The 15,455-nt window shown below is 64.9% G+C and carries 17 protein-coding genes; 15 read left to right on the forward strand and 2 right to left on the reverse strand.

Annotated features, from left to right (window positions below; translation table 11 throughout):
• Window positions 1-31 precede the first annotated feature (31 nt).
• The 3 genes from P2G62_RS09115 to glmM are packed head-to-tail and all read left to right on the forward strand — an operon-like array spanning window position 32 to window position 3,350.
• Window positions 32-949: a dihydroneopterin aldolase gene (locus P2G62_RS09115; RefSeq protein ID WP_275734573.1), complete on the forward strand. Its 918-nt coding sequence runs from the start codon at window positions 32-34 to the stop codon at window positions 947-949.
• Between the two features lie 38 nt (window positions 950-987).
• Window positions 988-2,007, forward strand: a complete 1,020-nt coding sequence (gene folP / locus P2G62_RS09120) for a dihydropteroate synthase (protein WP_275734574.1) — start codon at window positions 988-990, stop codon at window positions 2,005-2,007.
• A complete protein-coding gene (glmM, locus tag P2G62_RS09125) occupies window positions 2,004-3,350 on the forward strand; it encodes a phosphoglucosamine mutase (RefSeq protein ID WP_275734575.1) in 1,347 nt (448 codons plus the stop codon). The genes folP and glmM overlap by 4 nt, the downstream gene beginning before the upstream one ends.
• A 46-nt stretch (window positions 3,351-3,396) precedes the next feature.
• Here the strand turns inward: glmM and P2G62_RS09130 are convergent, their stop codons facing one another.
• A complete protein-coding gene (locus tag P2G62_RS09130) occupies window positions 3,397-3,786 on the reverse strand; it encodes a hypothetical protein (RefSeq protein ID WP_275734576.1) in 390 nt (129 codons plus the stop codon).
• A gap of 80 nt (window positions 3,787-3,866) precedes the next feature.
• Complete coding sequence (ilvC, locus tag P2G62_RS09135) at window positions 3,867-4,889, reverse strand: ketol-acid reductoisomerase (protein ID WP_275734577.1); 1,023 nt, start codon at window positions 4,887-4,889, stop codon at window positions 3,867-3,869.
• Window positions 4,890-5,014: 125 nt separating this feature from the next.
• On the opposite strand from ilvC, the gene P2G62_RS09140 reads away from it, so the two are divergent.
• From P2G62_RS09140 to urtB, 12 genes are all read left to right on the forward strand, one after another.
• Window positions 5,015-5,473, forward strand: coding sequence for an Lrp/AsnC family transcriptional regulator (locus P2G62_RS09140; protein ID WP_275734578.1), 459 nt, complete (start codon window positions 5,015-5,017; stop codon window positions 5,471-5,473).
• On the forward strand, window positions 5,470-5,928 hold the full coding sequence (locus P2G62_RS09145) for an Lrp/AsnC family transcriptional regulator (protein ID WP_275734579.1): 459 nt from the start codon (window positions 5,470-5,472) through the stop codon (window positions 5,926-5,928). The genes P2G62_RS09140 and P2G62_RS09145 overlap by 4 nt, the downstream gene beginning before the upstream one ends.
• Window positions 5,929-6,069: 141 nt before the next feature.
• Complete coding sequence (locus P2G62_RS09150) at window positions 6,070-6,885, forward strand: urease accessory protein UreD (protein ID WP_275734580.1); 816 nt, start codon at window positions 6,070-6,072, stop codon at window positions 6,883-6,885.
• A gap of 9 nt (window positions 6,886-6,894) precedes the next feature.
• A complete protein-coding gene (locus tag P2G62_RS09155; RefSeq protein WP_275734581.1) occupies window positions 6,895-7,197 on the forward strand; it encodes an urease subunit gamma in 303 nt (100 codons plus the stop codon).
• Between the two features lie 12 nt (window positions 7,198-7,209).
• Complete coding sequence (locus tag P2G62_RS09160) at window positions 7,210-7,767, forward strand: HupE/UreJ family protein (protein ID WP_275734582.1); 558 nt, start codon at window positions 7,210-7,212, stop codon at window positions 7,765-7,767.
• A 4-nt stretch (window positions 7,768-7,771) separates the two neighbouring features.
• Window positions 7,772-8,077 (forward strand): urease subunit beta, encoded by a 306-nt coding sequence (locus P2G62_RS09165; RefSeq protein WP_275734583.1) that lies wholly within the window; start codon window positions 7,772-7,774, stop codon window positions 8,075-8,077.
• A complete protein-coding gene (gene ureC / locus P2G62_RS09170; RefSeq protein ID WP_275734584.1) occupies window positions 8,078-9,784 on the forward strand; it encodes an urease subunit alpha in 1,707 nt (568 codons plus the stop codon). It begins immediately after the preceding gene.
• A gap of 229 nt (window positions 9,785-10,013) precedes the next feature.
• A complete protein-coding gene (locus tag P2G62_RS09175) occupies window positions 10,014-10,520 on the forward strand; it encodes an urease accessory protein UreE (protein ID WP_275734585.1) in 507 nt (168 codons plus the stop codon).
• Window positions 10,507-11,151: an urease accessory UreF family protein gene (locus P2G62_RS09180; protein ID WP_275734672.1), complete on the forward strand. Its 645-nt coding sequence runs from the start codon at window positions 10,507-10,509 to the stop codon at window positions 11,149-11,151. The genes P2G62_RS09175 and P2G62_RS09180 overlap by 14 nt, the downstream gene beginning before the upstream one ends.
• A 26-nt stretch (window positions 11,152-11,177) precedes the next feature.
• A complete protein-coding gene (gene ureG / locus P2G62_RS09185) occupies window positions 11,178-11,822 on the forward strand; it encodes an urease accessory protein UreG (protein ID WP_275734673.1) in 645 nt (214 codons plus the stop codon).
• Window positions 11,823-12,113: 291 nt separating this feature from the next.
• Entirely contained in the window at window positions 12,114-13,376 is a 1,263-nt protein-coding gene (gene urtA, locus P2G62_RS09190; RefSeq protein WP_275734674.1) for an urea ABC transporter substrate-binding protein, read from the forward strand.
• Between the two features lie 63 nt (window positions 13,377-13,439).
• On the forward strand, window positions 13,440-15,422 hold the full coding sequence (gene urtB, locus P2G62_RS09195) for an urea ABC transporter permease subunit UrtB (RefSeq protein WP_275734586.1): 1,983 nt from the start codon (window positions 13,440-13,442) through the stop codon (window positions 15,420-15,422).
• The last annotated feature ends 33 nt before the right edge of the window (window positions 15,423-15,455 follow it).

The following is a 15,455-nucleotide window of genomic DNA, read 5'->3' on the forward strand; positions in this document are numbered from 1 at the left end:
GTATTGTGGCGCCAAGCAACACGAGACCCCGATGACCTCTGACACCTCTTTGGCCTTTGCCCACCCGGAAGAACGCGCGCTGGCGTCGGCCCCGGCCGACCCGCGCGACCGGATCAGCCTGCGCGATCACATCGTCGAGGCCGACATCGGTGCCTTTCAGCAAGAGCGCGGGCATGTTCAGCGGTTGCGCTTCAATGTGGTGGTCGAGGTGCGCCCCGCGCCCGCGCCGCTGGATGACGACGTGGATCGCATCCTGTCCTACGACCGCCTGACCGAGGCGATCGCGGCCGAACTGGCGGCCGAGCGGCTGAACCTGCTGGAAACGCTGGCCGAGCGGGTGGCCGAACGGATTTTGGCCGAACCGCAGGCGATGCGCGTCTTCGTGCGGATCGAGAAGCTGGATCGGGGCCCCGGGGCGCTTGGGGTCGAGATCGTGCGCGCGCGGGCCAGCCAGCCGGTGCGCCTGGGCGATGAGACCGGGGCCGAGGCGCTGCATCCGGTGGTGGCCTATCTGTCGAATGCCGCGATTGCGGCGTCCGATCTGGCCGCGCGGCTGGACGTGCTGCAGGCTGCGGGGGCGCCGGTCATTCTGACCGTCGGTCTGCCCGAAGGCGGTGTGCCGCAAACCGGGCAGCGCCCGACGCAGCGCCGCATCGACCTGCTGGCGATCGAGCAGAACGCCTGGGTGCTGGCGTCCCGCGATCCGCGTTGCGTGGTGGTTGCGACCCGGACCGAGATCGACTGGGCGATGAAGCACGGGCAGATGGTGGTCTGGGCGCCCTCGAAGATCGTTCTGGACGCGGTCGACGGGCCGAAAGGGGCGGTGGGCGATGCCGTGGCGCTGGCGCTGTGGCTGGCCGAGCAGATGGCGGCCACGCAGCTGGAACTTCACGGGGATGTTTCAGCCCCGGCAGGAAGCCGCGTGCCGGTGACGCGCGTCGATCCGTGAGCCTTGCCAAGCCCTGCCTCTTGGGGTGAAAGGGGCGCATGGAAAAGCTGTATTACCGCCCGCTGGTGCAAACCGATGCCGTCCGTCCCGATGATGCCCTGCGCCTGGCCGGGGGCTGGGGCTGGTTCGATACGGTCGAGCGGATCGCCCGCGGGGGCGTGCGTGAACTTATCCCGGCACGCCACCTGCCCGAAGAGGTGGCCGAGCGGCTGACCGCACGGCGCGCCCCGGTGGCCGGGATGGGCATGGATTGCCCCAAGATCATGGGCATCCTGAACCTGACGCCTGACAGTTTCTCGGATGGCGGGCGGTTCGACGCGCCCGAGGTCGCGCTGCAGCGCGCTCAGGATCTGGTTGCGGCTGGCGCCGATATTCTGGACATCGGCGGTGAATCCACCCGCCCGGGTGCGCAGGAAGTGCCCGAGGACGAGGAAATCGAACGCACCGCCCCGGTGATTGCCGCATTGCGTGACGAGGGGTTTGCGGCACCGATTTCGATCGACACCCGCAAGGCGATGGTCGGCGACGCCGCGGTCGAGGCGGGGGCCGATATGCTCAATGACGTGTCGGCGATGGAATTCGATCCGGCGATGGCCGAACTGGCGGCGATCACCGGCCTGCCGATCTGCCTGATGCATGCGCAAGGCCTGCCCGAAACCATGCAGGACGACCCGGACTATGGCGACGTGCTGCTGGATGTGTACGACTACCTTGAGGAGCGCGTGGCGCTGGCCGAGGCCAATGGCATCGCGCGCGAGCGGATCGTCGTCGATCCCGGCATCGGCTTTGGCAAGACGCTGCAACACAATCTGACGCTGCTGCGCGGGCTGAGCCTGTTTCACGGGCTGGGCTGCCCCGTGCTGCTGGGCGTGTCGCGCAAGCGTTTCATCGGCACGATCGGCGGGACCGAGGCGGCAACGGATCGTGGCCCGGGCACCTTGGCGGTGACCCTGGCCGGGGTGGCGCAGGGCGCACAGATCCACCGTGTGCATGATGTGCGTGAAATCGCGCAAGGCCTGCGGCTTTGGCGCGCAATAACAGAAGGTTACGAGTCATGAGCAGGAAGCTTTTCGGCACGGATGGGGTGCGTGGACAGGCCAACAGCTGGCCGATGACCGCCGATATGGCGCTGCGCCTGGGCGCCGCCGCGGGGCGCTATTTCCGCCGTGACAGCGGCAACGGGCATCGTGTGGTGATCGGCAAGGACACGCGGCTGTCGGGTTATATGCTGGAAAACGCGCTGACGGCGGGCCTGACCTCGACGGGTATGAACGTGCTGCTGCTGGGGCCGGTGCCGACGCCGGCGGTCGGGTTTCTGACGCGCTCGATGCGGGCCGATCTGGGGATCATGATCTCGGCCAGTCATAACCCGGCAAAAGACAATGGAATCAAGTTCTTCGGCCCCGATGGCTTCAAGCTGTCGGACGAGGCCGAGGCCGAGATCGAGGCGATCGTCGCAGGCGAGATTGCCCCGGCGCAGCCGCAGAATATCGGGCGTGCGAAACGTATCGAGGACGGGCGCGGACGCTACGTTGAATATGCGAAAACCACCTTTCCGGGGCGCGGGCGTCTGTCGGGGCTGAAGGTCGTGGTCGACTGCGCCAATGGCGCCGCCTACAAGGCCGCGCCCGAGGTGCTGTGGGAACTGGGCTGCGAGGTTATTCCCGTCGGGGTTTCCCCCAACGGCCTGAATATCAATGAAAATTGTGGATCGACTTACACAAGGACCGCCGCCGAGGCGGTCGTGGCCCATGGCGCCGATCTGGGGATTTCGCTGGATGGCGATGCCGATCGGGTGATGATTCTGGATGAAACCGGGCGCGTGGCCGATGGCGATCAGATCATGGCGCTGTTCGCGCGCCGCTGGGCCGAGGCCGGGCGTCTGCGCGGTGGTGCGCTGGTCGCGACGGTGATGTCAAATCTGGGGCTGGAGCGATTCTTGCAGGGCCATGGGCTGCGGCTGGAACGCACCAATGTTGGCGACCGCTATGTGGTCGAGCGGATGCGCGCGGGCGGGTTCAATCTGGGCGGCGAGCAATCGGGCCATATCGTGATGACCGATTACGCGACCACCGGTGACGGGCTGATGGCGGGGCTGCAGTTCCTGCTGGCAATGGCCGAAACGGGGCTGCGGGCCTCGGATCTGGTCAGGCAGTTCGAAACCGTGCCACAAATGTTGAAAAACGTGCGGTATCAGGCGGGGCAAGAACCGCTGAACGCAGAAAATGTTCGAAAAGTGATCGCTGCAGCCGAGGCCGACCTGGCCGGGCAGGGCCGTTTGCTGATCCGCAAATCGGGCACCGAGCCGCTGATCCGGGTGATGGCCGAATGCGAGGACGAGACGATCTTGCAAGCCGCCGTCGACAGCATCGTGGCTGCGGTCGAGGCCGAAACGGCGTAACGGACGCCGCCCCTTCGGCCCGGAGTAGTTGAAGGGCTGGAATGGGTTAGCGGGTGAAGCTCACCCAGACAAAGCTGAGGAGCGCGGTGGCTTCGGCCGCCGTCCACAGCACCCCGAACCAGCGCCAGCCTTTCGGGCCAGGTGTGCTCAGCGTGCTGGCGATCAGGGCGCGCAACACGGCCACACGGTAAAGGCCCAGCAGGGCAAGACTGCCGGTGACCACGGGGGCTAGGGCGCCGGGGGCAAATTTCGCCACAAAGAACACCAGCATGACCAAGGCGGGCACCACCCACAGCAAAATGCCGTAATTGCCGACCCAGAATGTGTCGCCGGGTGCCAGCCTGCCGGAGAATAGCCGTCCAAACCATTGTGGAGTAAAGATTTTCGCGCGCTCCGCCTCGATGGCGTCCAGCTGTGATTGGGGCATGTCGTGCATTGCGCTCTCCTGTGCTGGGGCGAGGGTAAAAGCAAAAGGGGCGCCTCGCAAGGCGCCCCCGGATGTCAGATCGCCGCGGATCAGTTGCGCGACTTGTCGACCATCTTGCCTTTCGAGATCCAGGGCATCATCGCGCGCAGTTTCTCGCCGACTTGCTCAATCTGGTGCTCGTCGTTGATGCGGCGGGTCGCCTTGAAGAACGGCTGGCCAACGGCGTTTTCCTGCATGAAATCACGCACGAATTTGCCGGTCTGGATGTCGGTCAGCACGGCTTTCATGCGGGCCTTGGTTTCGTCGTAGGGCAGGATGCGCGGGCCCGAAACATACTCGCCATATTCGGCGGTGTTCGAGATCGAGTAGTTCATGTTCGCGATGCCGCCTTCATAGATCAGGTCGACGATCAGCTTCACTTCGTGCAGGCACTCGAAATAGGCCATTTCCGGCTCGTAGCCAGCTTCCACGAGGGTTTCGAAGCCCATGCGGATCAGTTCGACCAGACCACCGCACAGAACGGCCTGCTCGCCGAACAGGTCGGTTTCGCATTCCTGACGGAAGTTGGTTTCGATGATGCCCGAGCGCCCGCCACCGATGGCCGAGCAGTAGGACAGCGCGATTTCCTGCGCCTTGCCGGTCGCGTCATTGTGGACCGCGAACAGGCAGGGCACGCCGCCGCCCTTGGTGTATTCGCCGCGCACGGTGTGGCCCGGGCCTTTCGGGGCCATCATGATCACGTCGATGCCGGGTTTCGGCTCGATCAGGCCGAAATGCACGTTCAGGCCGTGGGCGAACGCGATCGCCGACCCTTCGCGCAGGTTGTCGTGGACGTATTTCTTGTAGGTCTCGGCCTGCAGTTCGTCGGGCATGGTGAACATGATGACGTCGCACCAGGCGGCCGCTTCGGCGATGCCCATCACGGTCAGGCCTTCGGCTTCGCATTTCTTGGCCGAGGCCGAGCCTTCGCGCAGCGCGACGACGATGTTCTTGGCACCCGAGTCGCGCAGGTTCAGCGCATGCGCATGGCCTTGCGAGCCATAGCCCAGAATGGCGACTTTCTTGTCCTTGATCAGGTTCACATCGCAATCGCGATCATAAAACACGCGCATGGCGTCCTCCGTTTGTTTGCTGGGGGCAGAATAGGGGGACTGTCAGGAATGTGCGTTCATAATTTGAGTATTCTTGCGATATGTCGTAATTATCATTCTTGAAAATATTTATAGATGAAAAATTCATGCCAATTGACGATATCGACCGAAGGATCCTGCGCCAGATGCTGGCCGAGCCGGATCTGGCGACTGCGGATCTGGCCGAACGCGCGGGCGTGACGGCGGCGACTTGCTGGCGGCGGATCGAGAAGCTGCGCGCCGAAGGGGTGTTGCGCGGCACGCAAGCGGTGATCGACTGGCGCAAGCTGGGCTGGGAGGTCGAGGTGAGCCTGCGCTTCACCTTGGACAAGACCCATCCGCGGGCTTTCGACGAATTCATCGCTGCCGCGCGCAAGGTTCCAGAAGTCATTGAGATACAGTCGTTTTTGGGGCAAACAGACATGCGTCTGAACGTCATCGCCCGCGACATGGCGCATTATCAGGAAATCTATCGCACGCGGATCCTGACCCTGCCGCATATCGCCGACACCGACGCCCTGATGCTGATTTCCACCATCAAGGACAGTGCGGAGTTGCCGCTGTGATCGCGCTGGATGATATGGATCGCGCGATCCTGCGGGCCCTGGCCGAGGATGCCACGCAAAGCGCCGGGGCCCTGGGGCGGGCGCTGGGGCTGTCGCAACCGGCCTGCTGGCGGCGGATACGGCGACTCGAGCAGGCCGGAATTTTGGCCGGGCGGCGGCTGGTGTTGGACCCGGCGGCGCTCGGCTTCGGGGTTACGGTGTTTCTGGGGATCAAGCTGGCAACCAAGGGCCGTGTCAGTCTGGAGGATTTCGAGCGTGCCGCAACCGCGATCCCCGAGGTGCAGGTGGTGCAGCACGTTCTGGGGCTGTTCGATTACCGCCTGAAAGTGCGCGCCCGCGACATCGCCGATTTCGAACGTGTCCTGCGGCGCCGCGTGATGACCCTGCCGGGGGTGGGGCAGGTCGAGGCGAATGTGCTGCTGTCGGAAGAGCGGTTGCCAGGGCCGTTGGGGTGAGTTTTTAACTTGCCTTAAATTTCATCGAGGCGCCCTATTTTTGTGCTATGGTGCCGGGCCGCGCGACGGCAAGTGCGTGCGACGCAGCTGGCTGATGGACGCCGCCGCCCCGGGCCGGTTGGATCGGGGCGAGAGGTTTTCATGTTCGACACCACCGCAATGACCGGGATGCAGCGCAGCCATGGCGAGGCCGCCGTGAGCTTTGATGGCGCGCGCCTGACCGGGCTGCGCCAGCGTGGGTCGGCCAAGGCGCTGTTGCCGCGGGTGCGCGGGGCGGTGCCGGAGGTGGTGTTTCTGAATACCTCGGGCGGGCTGACGGGCGGCGATACGCTGCACTACGGTCTGGATCTGCAGGCCGGTGCGCGGGCGGTGGCGACGACGCAGGCCGCGGAACGGGCCTATCGTGCAGATGCCGGGGTGGCGCGGGTCACGGTTGCGCATCGGGTTGGCGCAGGCGGGTGGCTCGACTGGCTGCCGCAGGAAACCATCCTGTTCGACCGCGCCGCGCTGGAGCGGAAAACGGTGATTGATCTGGCCCCAGATGCCGGCTGCCTGATGCTGGAGGCGGTTATTCTGGGCCGTGCCGCGATGGACGAAACTGTCCGTGACTTGCAGTTCTGCGACAATCGTCAGATTTTGCGCGCCGCAAAGCCTGTGATGATAGAGCCTCTTTTGATCAATTCGAACATTCTGGCGAAGGGCGCGCGGGGCGCGTTGCTGGGCGCTGCGCGGGCGATGGCGACGCTGGTTCTGTGCGCACCGGGGGCCGAGGATGCGGTGGGGGCCGCGCGTGCGGCCTTGGGTGAACTCGGGGTCGAAGGTGCCGCCTCCGGCTTTGATGGAAAATGTGTGGTGCGGCTGCTGGCCGCCGATGGCTGGCCGCTGCGCCGCCAGATTTTGACCCTGATGAACGCGCTGCGCCGGGGTGCCGCCCCGCCGCGCGTCTGGCAATTGTAAGAGGACCGAATGAACCTGACCCCGCGTGAGAAGGAAAAGCTGCTGGTCAGCCTGGCCGCCATGGTCGCGCGCAACCGACTGGCCCGGGGTGTCAAGCTGAACCACCCCGAAGCCATTGCGATCATTAGTGATTTCGTCGTCGAGGGCGCGCGTGAAGGGCGCTCGGTCGCAGATCTGATGGAGGCCGGGGCGACCGTCATTACCGCCGAACACTGCATGCCCGGCATCCCCGAAATGATCCATTCGATCCAGGTTGAAGCGACCTTTCCCGATGGCACCAAACTGGTGACTGTCCACCACCCGATCCGCTGAAGGAGACCCCCGATGAAAAAACTGACGCTGTCGATTGCCGCAATTCTGGCGCCTGGGGCCGCGCTGGCCCATGCCGGGCACGAGACCGGGAGTTTCGCGGCGGGCGCCTTTCACCCGCTGAGTGGCGCCGACCACGTTCTGGCGATGGTGGCGGTGGGCCTGTGGGCCGCGCAGACCGGCGGGCGGGCGTTGTGGGCGATGCCTGCGGGCTTCGTCGGCGCGATGCTGCTGGGCGGAGCGATGGGGGCTGCGGGGCTGCCGTTCCCGGCGGTCGAACCGATGATCCTGGCCTCGATCATCATTCTGGGCGCGCTGGTCGCATTGGCTGGTAAGCTGCCTCTGATGGCGGCGCTGCCGCTGATCGCGCTGTTCGGCGCGGCGCATGGCTGGGCGCATGGCGCCGAGGGGCCGAGCAGTGGCATGGCCAGCTATGCGTTGGGCTTTGCGCTGGTGACGGCGGCGCTGCATGGGGCGGGGCTGTTGCTGGGCCGCGCACTGGGGCAACTGGCCTTGCGCGGGCTTGGCGGGGCGGCGGCTGTGGCGGGCCTGGCCTTGGCCGTGGCGGGGTAATCAGATGATTCCGGGTGAAATTTTTCCCGCCGAGGGCGAGATTATTCTGAATGCGGGGGCCGAGGTGACCGTTCTGATGGTGGCCAATACCGGCGACCGCCCCGTTCAGGTCGGCAGCCACTACCATTTCGCCGAGACCAACCCGGGGCTGAGCTTTGACCGCGCAGCGGCGCATGGCAAGCGGCTGGACATCGCGGCAGGCACGGCGGTGCGCTTCGAGCCGGGCCAGACCCGCGAGGTGCGCCTGGTGCCCTTTGGGGGCGCGCGCCGGGTCTATGGCTTCAATCAGGCCGTGATGGGAGATTTGTAAATGCCAGCCACGATTTCACGCGCGACCTATGCCGACATGTTCGGCCCTACCACCGGCGACCGGCTGCGGCTGGCCGATACCGATCTGATCATCGAGGTCGAGCGCGACCTGACCATCTATGGCGAAGAGGTGAAATTCGGCGGCGGCAAGGTCATTCGCGACGGTATGGGGCAAAGCCAGATCAGCCGCGCAGGCGGGGCCATGGACACCGTCATCACCAACGCACTGATTGTCGACCATAGCGGTATCTACAAGGCCGACGTGGGCCTGCGCGACGGGCGCATCGCCGGGATCGGCAAGGCGGGCAACCCCGATACGCAGCCGGGGGTGACGCTGATCGTCGGCCCCTCGACCGAGATCATCGCGGGCGAGGGCAAGATCCTGACCGCGGGCGGCATGGATGCGCATATCCATTTCATCTGCCCGCAGCAGATCGAAGATGCGCTGGCCTCGGGCGTCACTACGATGCTGGGCGGCGGCACCGGCCCCGCGCATGGCACGCTGGCCACCACCTGCACGCCGGGGCCCTGGCATATCAGCCGGATGTTGCAAAGCTTCGAAGGGCTGCCGATGAACCTGGCGCTGTCGGGCAAGGGCAATGCGAGCCTTCCCGAGGGGCTGGAAGAAATGGTGCGCGCGGGCGCCTGTGCGCTGAAACTGCACGAAGACTGGGGCACCACGCCTGCGGCCATCGACTGCTGCCTGGGGGTGGCCGATGCGATGGATGTGCAGGTGATGATCCACACCGACACGCTGAACGAAAGCGGCTTTGTCGAAAACACGCTGGCCGCCTTCAAGGGGCGCACGATCCACGCGTTCCACACCGAAGGGGCGGGCGGGGGCCATGCGCCCGATATCCTCAAGGTCGTCTCGGCGCCGAACGTGATCCCGTCCTCGACCAACCCGACGCGGCCCTACACGCGCAACACGGTGGAAGAACACCTCGACATGCTGATGGTCTGTCACCATCTGGACAACAAGGTGCCCGAGGACGTGGCCTTCGCCGAAAGCCGCATTCGCAAGGAAACCATCGCCGCCGAGGACATTCTGCATGACATGGGGGCGATGTCGATCATCAGCTCGGACAGTCAGGCGATGGGCCGCGTGGGCGAGGTCATCATCCGCTGCTGGCAGACCGCCGACAAGATGAAGAAGCAGCGCGGGCGTCTGCCCGAGGAAACCGGCGATAACGACAATTTCCGGGTGCGCCGGTTCATCGCGAAATACACGATCAACCCGGCGATCGCGCATGGGGTTTCGCAGCATATCGGCAGCGTCGAGGTGGGCAAACGCGCCGATCTGGTGCTGTGGAACCCGGCCTTCTTCGGGGCCAAGCCGGAAATGGTGCTGATGGGGGGGATGATCATCTCGGCGCAGATGGGCGATCCGAACGGTTCGATCCCCGCGCAACCCTTCTACACCCGCAACATGTTCGGCGCGTTTGGCAAGGCACTGGCCGCGACGGCGGTTACCTTCGTGTCCGAGGCGGCGCTGGCCGACGGGGTGGTCGGCAAGCTCGGCCTCGAAAAACAGGTGCTGGCGGTGAAGAACACGCGTGGCATCGGCAAGGCCGATATGGTGCTGAACGCAGCCACACCCCAAATCGAGGTGCACCCCGAGACGTATGAGGTGCGGGCGGATGGCGAATTGCTGACCTGCGAACCGGCAGAGAGCCTGCCGCTGGCGCAGCGGTATTTCCTGTTCTGACGCAGCGGCCTGTGTCGGCTGGTCGGGGCGTCCGGCCCTTGCTGGCCGGACGCAGACCGTGTGGCGGTGCGCAACGCCGCCGGGCGCCGCTTCGGGCGCATTGTCGTGGCGCGGTTTCGGCCAGTTCAGCAGCCGGACCCGTCATTGCAACGGGTCACCCGTTCTGGGTAAGTTCAGGATGACTTTGCCCCGTTAACCTTAAGAAACAGCTAAGACCGAAGGTAAAATCATGAGCGATCTTCCGAATGCCACGCATGTGGCGGGCAAGGGCCAGTGGCAAGGGGCGGCAGGGCAGGTGGCGCTGGATTACGAAGGCCGGTTCCTGCGCCGCAAACGCCTGGTCACCACGGCGGGCGCGGGGTTTCTGGTCGATCTGCCCGAAGTGACCAATCTGACCGGCGGCGAGGCCTTCGTGCTGGAGGACGGGCGGTTCATCGAAGTGACCTGCGCGCTGGAGCCGGTGCTGGTGATCACCGGCGATCTGCCGCGGCTGGCCTGGCATATCGGCAACCGCCATACACCCTGTCAGATAGAGCCTGCGCGGCTGGTCATCCGGGCCGATCATGTGCTGGAAAACATGCTGCGGGGCCTGGGGGGCAAGGTCACCGCCTCGGTCGAGCCATTCCGCCCCGAGGGTGGGGCCTATGGCATCGGGCGCACGATGGGGCACGATCACGGCCATGACCACGGGCACGGCCACAGCCACGGGCCCGGTCAGTTCCATGTCCACCTCTGACACGGCCGCGCTGCTGCGGCTGGTGCAATGGCTGTCGCCGGCCTTTCCGACCGGGGCCTTCGCCTATAGTCACGGGCTGGAACAGGCCGTGGCGGCGGGCGAGGTCGGTAGTGCCGAAGCGCTGGCCTGTTGGCTGGGCGATATTCTGGCGCATGGCGCGGGCTGGAACGATGCGGTGCTTCTGGCCTGCGGGCTGCGCGGCGAAGACCTGTCAGAGCTGAACGATCTGGCCCGCGCACTGGCGGGCAGTGCCGAGCGGCTGCGCGAGACCGAGGAACAAGGCGCGGCCTTCGCCCGGGCGCAGGCCGAGATGACCGGCGCCGAGCCAACGCCCCGTGCCTTGCCGCTTGCGCTGGCGGATGCGGCGCGGGATCTGTCGCTGCCGCCCGATCAGATCATTGCAGTTTTTCTACATTCCTTCGCGGCAAACCTGGTCTCTGCGGGGGTCAGATTTATACCTTTGGGACAATCGGCAGGGCAGCGGGTTCTGGCGGGGCTGCACGCCCGGATCGCCGAGATTGCCGCCCGTGCGGCAGCGGCCGGACGCGCGGATCTGGCCTCTTCGGCCTTCCGCGCCGAAATCGGGGCGATGGCGCATGAGGTGCTGGACGTCAGGATTTTCAAGACTTGAGCGCCCGGGGCGCGGCGCATGAACAGATACGGAAGGAACAGAGAATGGCGAACGGACCTTTGCGCGTGGGCATCGGCGGGCCGGTAGGGGTTGGCAAGACCACGCTGACCGAACAACTGGCGCGGGCGCTGGCCAGCCGCTGCTCGATGGCGGTGGTGACCAATGACATCTACACCCGGGAGGATGCCGAGGCGCTGATGCGCGCGCAGGTGCTGCCGGCCGAGCGCATCCGGGGGGTCGAGACCGGCGGCTGCCCGCATACCGCGATCCGCGAAGATGCCTCTATCAACCTGGCCGCGATTGCCGAACTGAACCGGGATTTTCCCGATCTGGATCTGGTGCTGATTGAATCGGGGGGCGACAATCTGGCCGCGACCTTCAGCCCGGAACTGGCCGATCTGACGATCTATGTGATCGACACCGCCGCCGGGCAGGACATCCCGCGCAAACGGGGCCCCGGGGTGACGCGCTCGGACCTGCTGGTGGTGAACAAGACCGACCTGGCGCCCTATGTCGGCGTGGATGTGGCGCTGCTGGAAAGCGATACGAAAGTGGCGCGGGGGGCGCGGCCCTATGTGCTGGCACGGTTGCGGCAGGGCGAGGGCGTGGCACAGATCATCCGCTTTCTGGAGCAGGAGGGAGGGCTCAAACTGGCGGCGATTCCCGACTGATTGCACAGATTCCCCGACATTTTGATCATTTTGGAGCCCGAGAATTATTCAATTCGCGGGCTTGTGTTTAAAAAATGGGCGCTCGATCCGGTCGTGCGTCTTTGCGCATAACCCCGCTGCGCCCCCGGCTTGTCGCGCTGCATGGCAGCATGTTCCCTGATGCGGCGGCGCCTCACCCGGACCGCCTCGGTATAAAACGGCACAAACGCCAGACCTCCCGCACAACGCCCCGCAAACAGGGGCGAACGGGCAAAACAGAGGGACACCAGAATGACAGGGATCAAGAAATACATGCTCAGCGCCGCCATGGCCACGCTGTTCACCGCAGGCGGTGCGCTGGCCGAAGGCGACACCATCAAGGTGGGGGTGCTGCATTCGCTGACCGGGACGATGGCGATTTCGGAAACGACGCTGAAAGACACCGTCCTGATGATGGTCGACGAACAGAACGCCAAGGGCGGCGTGCTGGGCAAGCAGCTTGAGGCCGTGGTGGTCGACCCTGCCTCGGACTGGCCGCTGTTTGCGGAAAAGGCGCGCGAATTGCTGACCGTCGACAAGGTCGATGTGATGTTCGGCTGCTGGACCTCGGTCAGCCGCAAATCGGTGCTGCCGGTGATCGAAGAGCTGAACGGCCTGCTGTTCTATCCGGTGCAATACGAGGGCGAGGAATCGTCGAAGAACGTGTTCTACACGGGCGCCGCGCCGAACCAGCAGGCGATCCCGGCGGTGGACTATTTCCTTGAAGAACTGGGCGTCGAGAAATTCGCGCTTCTGGGCACCGACTATGTCTATCCGCGCACCACGAACAACATCCTCGAGGCCTATCTGAAGGGCAAAGGCATCGCCGCCGAGGATATCTTCGTCAACTACACCCCCTTCGGGCATTCCGACTGGTCCAAGATCGTGGCCGACGTCAAGGCCCTGGGTGCCGACGGCAAGAAGGTGGGCGTGATTTCCACCATCAACGGCGACGCCAATATCGGCTTCTACAAGGAACTGGCCGCGGCGGGGATTTCGGCCGATGACATCCCGGTCGTGGCCTTCTCGGTCGGCGAAGAGGAACTGTCGGGTCTGGATACCACCAACCTCGTGGGTCACCTGGCCGCCTGGAACTATTTCGAAACCGCTGAAAGCCCCGCCAACGAAGAATTCATCGCGGCCTGGAAGGCCCGCATGGGTGAAAACCGTGTGACCAACGACCCGATGGAAGCCACCTACATCGGCTTCAACATGTGGGTGAATGCGGTCGAGGCAGCGGGCACGACCGATGTCGATGCCGTCGAGAAAGCGATGATCGGCCAGACGTTCCCGAACCTGACCGGCTCGACCGCGGAAATGCTGCCCAACCACCATCTGACCAAGCCGGTTCTGATCGGCGAGATCCGGGCCGATGGCCAGTTCGACATCATCAGCCAGACCGACCCGATGCCGGGCGATGCCTGGACCGACTACCTGCCGGAATCGGCGGTGCTGGAATCGGATTGGAAGGATCTGGGCTGCGGGATGTATAACACCGAGACCAAGACCTGCGTTCAGTTGAAATCGAACTACTGATTTCACAAGGGAGGGGGCGCATGCCGCCCCCTCCCCCTCATTTCCAGGACTTCGGGGGCAGCAATGCGCACCACTTTTCTGGCGCTGATGGCAAGCCTGTGCCTCGCGCTGCCCGGCTTTGCGCAAGACACAGCGCCCCAGCCTCAGACGACCGAACTTAGCCAGCCCGCGCTGACCGGCCTTGCCGCCGTTCTGGCCGCCCATGCCGATCAGATCGCAAAACCCTCGCGTCAGACCATCGGTCCGGTGATTGCCGCGATCGGCGCTGCAGGGCAGGGCGCCCCCGCCTTTCTGGAGGCCTGGGCCGACAAGCGCGTGGGGCAACGCAAGGACGGCGCGTTCTTCCTGATCGAGAAGACCGGCGACGGCTATGCCCTGACCGATCCGATGACGGGTACGCCCGCGGGCACCGCGCCGAAAGCCGAGATCACCGAACTGAAACCCAATTCGGGTGTGCGCGGGCTGATCGCCTCGGCGCTGGTCGAATTTCAATTGATGGACCCGGACCCGGCGAAACGGCAAGCCGCGATGGACAGCCTGGCGCGCGATGGTGGGCCCGAACATCTGGAACCGCTGCGCGCCGCCATCGAGGGCGAGACCGACCCTGCGATCCGCGCGCAGAAGGAGCGGCTCGAACGGCTGCTGACGATCCGCTTCGGCGCGACCAGCGAGAAGCGTGTGGCCGCGATCGAAAGCTTCGGTGCCGATCTGGGCCTCGATCTGCGTGGCGCGCTGAACCCGATCCTTGTGACCAGGCGCACAGCCTTTGCCGATGCGCCCTCGGGCAATATCGCGGCCGAACTGCGCGCCCCGCGCCAGATTTCCGAAGATGAAGCCTATAAGCTGCTGGTTTCCCAAGGCCTTGCGCCTGCGCGCCTGACCCGTGCCGATCTGCGCGCCGCGCTTGAGGCGCATATCGAAAACGGGACGGTCGGCGGTTTTGCCCTTGCCGATCTGAACAGCCCCGCCGCCCGCGATGCCGCCTATACGGCGCTTGAACAGGCGGGGATTGTGCCCGCCGCCGCCACCGATGACGAGGTTGCCGCCGCTGTCGCCGCGCACCGTTATGCCGATGTCTATGCCGAGCCCGACGCCACCGTGACCGATGCCGCGCGCGCTGCGATGAAACGCATCACGCTCAAGGTCGATGCGATGCAAATGGCCGATCTGGGGCTTGATGCGCTCTCGCTCGCCTCGATCTATTTTCTGGCGGCGATCGGCCTGGCCATCACTTTCGGCGTGATGCGGGTCATCAACATGGCGCATGGCGAATTCATCACCATGGGCGCCTATACCGGCTATGTCGTGCAGCAATTCATCGCCGACTACACCGTCTCGATCCTGATCGCGCTGCCGCTGGCTTTCGCGGTCACCTTTCTGGCGGGTGTCGCGATGGAGCGTCTGGTGATCCGCCACCTTTATAAACGCCCGCTGGAAACGCTGCTGGCCACGTTCGGCATCTCGATCGCGCTGCAACAGATCTTCAAGAACGTCTTCGGCACGCAGGCGCGGCCGCTGACCTCGCCGGGCTGGCTCGATGGCGCCTGGGTGCTGAACGACGTGGTCTCGATCAGCTATATCCGCATCGCGATCTTCGTGCTGGCGCTTATCTTTCTGGCTGTCTTCCTGTTCATCATGAACCGCACGCGACTGGGGCTCGAGGTTCGCGCCGTCACGCAAAACCCCTCGATGGCGGCCTCGATGGGCATCAATCCCGACCGCATCAACATGCTGACCTTCGGGCTCGGCTCGGGGATCGCGGGGATCGCGGGGGTGGCAATCGGGCTTTTCGCCAAGGTCACCTCGGAACTCGGGTCGGATTACATCGTGCAAAGCTTCATGACGGTGGTCGTGGGCGGCGTCGGCAATATCTGGGGCACGCTCGCGGGGGCCACGCTGATCGGCACGCTGCAAAAGGGGATCGAGTGGCTGAACCCCTCGAACACGCTCGCCGCACAAACCTACATGATCCTCTTCATCATCGTCTTCATCCAGTTCCGGCCGCGGGGCATCATCGCCCTCAAGGGCCGCGCCGCGGGGGATTGATCCCATGTCCGACCTCTCCCTTTCTTTCTGGTT

Source organism: Paenirhodobacter sp. CAU 1674, from assembly GCF_029222945.1.
In the GTDB taxonomy this organism is placed as follows: Bacteria; Pseudomonadota; Alphaproteobacteria; order Rhodobacterales; family Rhodobacteraceae; genus Rhodobacter.

Coding starts and splice junctions, on each gene's coding strand:
- P2G62_RS09115 (WP_275734573.1), top strand. CDS start 32: ATGACCTCTGACACCTCTTTGGCCTTTGCCCACCCGGAAGAACGCGCG.
- folP (WP_275734574.1), top strand. CDS start 988: ATGGAAAAGCTGTATTACCGCCCGCTGGTGCAAACCGATGCCGTCCGT.
- glmM (WP_275734575.1), top strand. CDS start 2,004: ATGAGCAGGAAGCTTTTCGGCACGGATGGGGTGCGTGGACAGGCCAAC.
- P2G62_RS09130 (WP_275734576.1), bottom strand. CDS start 3,786: ATGCACGACATGCCCCAATCACAGCTGGACGCCATCGAGGCGGAGCGC.
- ilvC (WP_275734577.1), bottom strand. CDS start 4,889: ATGCGCGTGTTTTATGATCGCGATTGCGATGTGAACCTGATCAAGGAC.
- P2G62_RS09140 (WP_275734578.1), top strand. CDS start 5,015: ATGCCAATTGACGATATCGACCGAAGGATCCTGCGCCAGATGCTGGCC.
- P2G62_RS09150 (WP_275734580.1), top strand. CDS start 6,070: ATGTTCGACACCACCGCAATGACCGGGATGCAGCGCAGCCATGGCGAG.
- P2G62_RS09155 (WP_275734581.1), top strand. CDS start 6,895: ATGAACCTGACCCCGCGTGAGAAGGAAAAGCTGCTGGTCAGCCTGGCC.
- P2G62_RS09160 (WP_275734582.1), top strand. CDS start 7,210: ATGAAAAAACTGACGCTGTCGATTGCCGCAATTCTGGCGCCTGGGGCC.
- P2G62_RS09165 (WP_275734583.1), top strand. CDS start 7,772: ATGATTCCGGGTGAAATTTTTCCCGCCGAGGGCGAGATTATTCTGAAT.
- ureC (WP_275734584.1), top strand. CDS start 8,078: ATGCCAGCCACGATTTCACGCGCGACCTATGCCGACATGTTCGGCCCT.
- P2G62_RS09175 (WP_275734585.1), top strand. CDS start 10,014: ATGAGCGATCTTCCGAATGCCACGCATGTGGCGGGCAAGGGCCAGTGG.
- P2G62_RS09180 (WP_275734672.1), top strand. CDS start 10,507: ATGTCCACCTCTGACACGGCCGCGCTGCTGCGGCTGGTGCAATGGCTG.
- urtA (WP_275734674.1), top strand. CDS start 12,114: ATGCTCAGCGCCGCCATGGCCACGCTGTTCACCGCAGGCGGTGCGCTG.
- urtB (WP_275734586.1), top strand. CDS start 13,440: ATGCGCACCACTTTTCTGGCGCTGATGGCAAGCCTGTGCCTCGCGCTG.